The 4,092-nt window shown below is 56.7% G+C and carries 4 protein-coding genes and 3 pseudogenes; all 7 read right to left on the minus strand.

Translation table 11 applies throughout. The annotated features are described in order from the left end of the window. Positions 1-924, minus strand: a 924-nt coding sequence (gene stbD, locus ACTBDZ_RS15625) for a fimbrial usher protein StbD (protein WP_438815995.1), incomplete at its 3' end; no start/stop codon positions are given. Beyond that, positions 921-1,088: pseudogene (locus ACTBDZ_RS15630) on the minus strand (FimD/PapC C-terminal domain-containing protein); the annotation flags it as partial. The gene stbD and the pseudogene ACTBDZ_RS15630, both read right to left, overlap by 4 nt. 131 nt (positions 1,089-1,219) lie before the next feature. Beyond that, a pseudogene (locus ACTBDZ_RS15635) lies at positions 1,220-2,062 on the minus strand (fimbria/pilus outer membrane usher protein); the annotation flags it as partial. A 157-nt stretch (positions 2,063-2,219) separates the two neighbouring features. After that, positions 2,220-2,408: a fimbria/pilus outer membrane usher protein gene (locus ACTBDZ_RS15640; protein ID WP_438815996.1), complete on the minus strand. Its 189-nt coding sequence runs from the start codon at positions 2,406-2,408 to the stop codon at positions 2,220-2,222. After that, complete coding sequence (locus tag ACTBDZ_RS15645) at positions 2,405-3,250, minus strand: fimbria/pilus outer membrane usher protein (RefSeq protein ID WP_438815998.1); 846 nt, start codon at positions 3,248-3,250, stop codon at positions 2,405-2,407. The genes ACTBDZ_RS15640 and ACTBDZ_RS15645 overlap by 4 nt, the downstream gene beginning before the upstream one ends. After that, a pseudogene (locus ACTBDZ_RS15650) lies at positions 3,224-3,700 on the minus strand (FimD/PapC N-terminal domain-containing protein); the annotation flags it as partial. The gene ACTBDZ_RS15645 and the pseudogene ACTBDZ_RS15650, both read right to left, overlap by 27 nt. After that, positions 3,681-3,974: a hypothetical protein gene (locus tag ACTBDZ_RS15655; protein WP_438815997.1), complete on the minus strand. Its 294-nt coding sequence runs from the start codon at positions 3,972-3,974 to the stop codon at positions 3,681-3,683. The pseudogene ACTBDZ_RS15650 and the gene ACTBDZ_RS15655, both read right to left, overlap by 20 nt. Between the last annotated feature and the right edge of the window lie 118 nt (positions 3,975-4,092).

Consider the following 4,092-nt stretch of genomic DNA (forward strand, 5'->3'; position numbering starts at 1 on the left):
GGTGCTGGATAGTGCCCCGGATTCACACTGTATGGTGACGGAGAACCCCGCACGGCTGGTACCGCCCTGACGCAACTGATTGGCGGTGATCAACGGCAGCATCACGACATTCGGAAAATCATCCACGCGACAAGACGCACCGCGTACAAAGGTCACCCCCGTTGCGTACAGGCTCCAGGTACCAGGCCAGTCATAGGGCCATCCTTCATATTTGGTTGCCGAATCAGCGCCCTCAGTCACATTCGCGCTGAGCCCCGGGCCTTTGAACGCGGTATAGCCGTGAGGCTGGCTGTAGAGGTAGGTGTAGCGATTATAGGCGTTGCCATACCACGTGGTGCTGTCGATACTGAACACTTCCATCAAAATATCGCTGAAGGCGCTGGCCGGAATATAGATATAGGTGCCATCGGAGAACCAGTCGGACGGCGTCAGTTGCCACCCCTGCCAATAGCGGGAAAAGTAGGCCCCGCTCTTTAAATGGGTGAGCCTGACCGCAACATTGCGCACATAGCTGTAGTAAGCGCCGTCAATCTCACTGGCCGCGTACATCCCGGCATAGCCGCTATCGCCATTGGTGGCGTACATCTCGAACAGGCTGCTGGCATCCGCGACCGCACAGCGAAACAAGATCTGATTAGCGGTAAACGCCGTCTGCGCGCCCTGACTCAGAAAGCTGATTGAGCTGCTCGCCAGCAAAGTACCTGAGGGCTGAAAGGTGCCGCTGCTCAGGCTTATCACGCCGGGCATACCAATGTTTCTGCCGTTACAGGTATCGCACGCGCCATTCCAGGCGGTCGCGGTATAGCCCGCATTGCGCGCTGCCTGCGATAAGGAGGTGGCACTGGTGACGCGAATACAGGCGCTGTAGGCCGTCTGGCACCCGAGTAACAGCACTGCCAGCCAGAATATGATACGCGATGTCATGGCGACCTCCGAGGCTGACAGGGCAGATCAAGATGGGTGAAAGCGTCGCTGCCGCGTGACGGTAAACGGTAGCTGACCAGACATTGCTCCCCAACCTGCTGGCCCCATACCACCTGTAAGGTGTCGCGTTCTTCGGCAAGGCGGGCATAGATTTGCCCCCCCCCCCCTGCCCGACCATGCCAACGCTGTTGCCCGCCGCCATTACCACATCGGCTCCCATTGGGGGAAAACTCCCGTCCTCAAGCTGCGTGGCGATCAGCACCGCCCTACCTTGCAAGGTGGAAAAACTGACCTGCGCCAAAGCCCCCGCGTAAGGAACCACGCGCTGGCTGCCACCTTGCAGTTCAGTTTCATCGTTCATGGTGCTGGCATCCAGCGTAATGGTGTTATAACGGTATGGGGCCAGCGACGGCAGGATGGCATAGCCAAAGCGATCGACCGTAGCCCCCTGACCATTGCGTACCATCGCGCCTTCGGCACCCGGAGCGAGGATCAACGCGAAGGTATCGCTGGCATAAGGCCCAAGCGTCACCCCGCCCTGATGCAACACCAGCGTACTGGCGGCCCCGACGCCAAATTGGCGATAGTTGTCGCCTTGCGCCACCGAGGCGCGCAACGCACCAACGGAAGTCGTTTGCTGTGCACTACCGCCAAATGTCATAGCGTTACCGCCCTGTTGATAATTCTCTACCCCAGTGTAGGCAGACCAGGTGAACTGCCTGTCGTCGCCTGAAGACCCCGCCACACTCAGCGTGCCTGAACGTGACGCTCCAGTGCGGTTCATGTCCAACGAGACCGTAGAGCGGGTGCTCCCGACATCAAAGGGCACAGAGAAACCGAGCGCGACAAGGGTTTCGGTATAGCGCTGCTGACCGGTATTGTCATAGTCTCCATCACTGACGCTGACGAAATTACGTCCACGTTCCCACACGGTGCGCTGGCGCGCCACGCTCAGGTTATAGCTGATGTTTCGCCAGGAATTATTGTAGCCGAGTTGCAGTTGAGTAACGCGTGACGATTCACCGTAGTAGCTGCTGGTGCTGGCCGACATGTTCAGCATGCCCCACGAGCCCATCGCCTGGCTAACTGTGGCGGAGAAACGGTTTTTTTGATTCAGACTGTGGCTTTGTTGAATAATAGGTAATCATGCTGTTTTTCTATGCCAGTTTTGGTAGAAAATGCTTGTCATCTTAGGTGTACAGTTTTCTCATGAGGCCTAACTGCATGATTTTGCGTTGCGAGGATCCGTCGTTTCACTTGGCTGCCAGCATAAAATCTATTTATTCAACAAAGCCTCAGACTGTCTGACCAGTAGAGTAGTTCCCATCATTGCGATACTGGCGGCGCTGACTGAGCACATCTTGCAGATCGCGAAAACCGGTGGTGGAGTAGTGCCAGGCAGCCAGTACCACGCTGGTGCCGCTGGCAAAGGTGCGACCGTAGCTGAGTTCACTACGCCAACCCGACTCTGTATGACCATTCACATCCGCATGCGACCAGGTCGCGTTCGTCCCGATGGCCCCGATAAAGGGGTGGCGATCACCGTACCAAACAATCCCGCGACATAGTCATCCGCAACGCGTACACCGCCGTTGAGCGTTAACACATTATTGAGGCCGTGCTGGACAACGCCTTCGGCAAATTGGTTATCGATGCTATTAAAATGGCGCACGCGCCCCATTGCCACTTCGTATTGCCAGTTACCGGGACGCACTGAATCGGGGACGGAGGCATAGGGTACGGTAAAGGTTGATACCCGCCCGTTGGCCTCGATCACCTCTACCTGCAAGTCCCCGCGATCCTGCGTGTTATACAAATCGCGGATCACGAAAGCACCGGGCGGAACGCTGGTTTCATAGATAATCTGCCCCAGTTGCCGCACTACCACGCGCGCAGAAGCCCCCGCTACGCCGCGCACTTCGGGCGCAAACCCTCTGCGCCCCTGCGGCCACATACGCTGATCGCTGGCAAGCTTGACGCCATTGAATGACAAACTGCCGAACAGGCTATTACTGGTGTAGCTGTCACCCAACGTCAGCATGCTTTCAATGGCGGGGATGGGCCTGTCCACCCAGGTGCGCACCGCGTTGTATTTATATTGGCTGCCACTGACGCTGCTGTCGTAATAGCGCAGATTCCCTTGATGGCGAAGCTGCCACAAACCAATATTGGAACCGGCATTCAACGCACTCCACAAATAGCCGTAGCGATAATAGTTGTCACGATTTTCCGTGCGGTAGTAGTTGGTGTTATGGCGTAACGACAGCGCAGGGATACCACTGTCCCACTCCGAAACCGGAATATAGCCGCGTGGAGTGCGCAACAAGGCCTGCTGGGCCACCACCAGATTGAGGCGCAAGGCGGTGAGATCCACCTCTTCAGCCACGCTTTGGCCGGTATCGCTCAGTAACACACATTCTGCCGGTTACCGCAGTGTGTTGCGGTTCATACGTATGGCCGTTTTTTCCAGCAAGGCCGGAGAGAGGCAGGCTTTCACGCCCTCTTCGGCGGTAGCGATAAACAGCACCGTCTCACTGGCGGCAATCATCTGATCGTTAACGAATACGTTCAGTACGTGCTCACCGACTTCAATCAGCGCATCGTGCTGATTGAAACGCGCCAGATCCTGACCATAGGCCGCCCCCTGTAACAACGCCGGGTCGAAGTAATAGTCTTCAGCGTGTACCGACGATGCCAACCCGGCCACTGCCGCAGCCAGCCACAGAGGAGCAGGCGTTAATGGGCACGCAAGCCGCTCATAACGGGAAGTCGGCACTGAGTCTGGCTCCCTGATCGCTGATGATCGTTACCGTGACGGTATGACGTCCTGACGGCACGGCGCGAGTAAACCAGAACGTGCGTTGGCTTAATGGCGCGACCATATCTGCTGTCGCCGGGATGGTTGCGCCCGACGCGTTAAGCGCAATCTTGCTCACATTGAGATAGAACGGCAGTGTGTTGGACACGATCACGTCGCTACGTTGCCCCTCACGGGTGGCCGTCACTTTTACCGTTGAAATAACATTGGCGGGAGGGTTTCCCACCGTCATTCCGCACCTACTTTAAGAATAAATTCGACGGTATCGCTCGCCGAGAACATCAACGATGGTCTTGTGAACAGAATTGAGGTTGGATACTTGTGGTGGTCTGTCACCAATACTGAACTCA

It is taken from the genome of Symbiopectobacterium sp., assembly GCF_051710365.1.
GTDB lineage: Bacteria > Pseudomonadota > Gammaproteobacteria > Enterobacterales > Enterobacteriaceae > Symbiopectobacterium.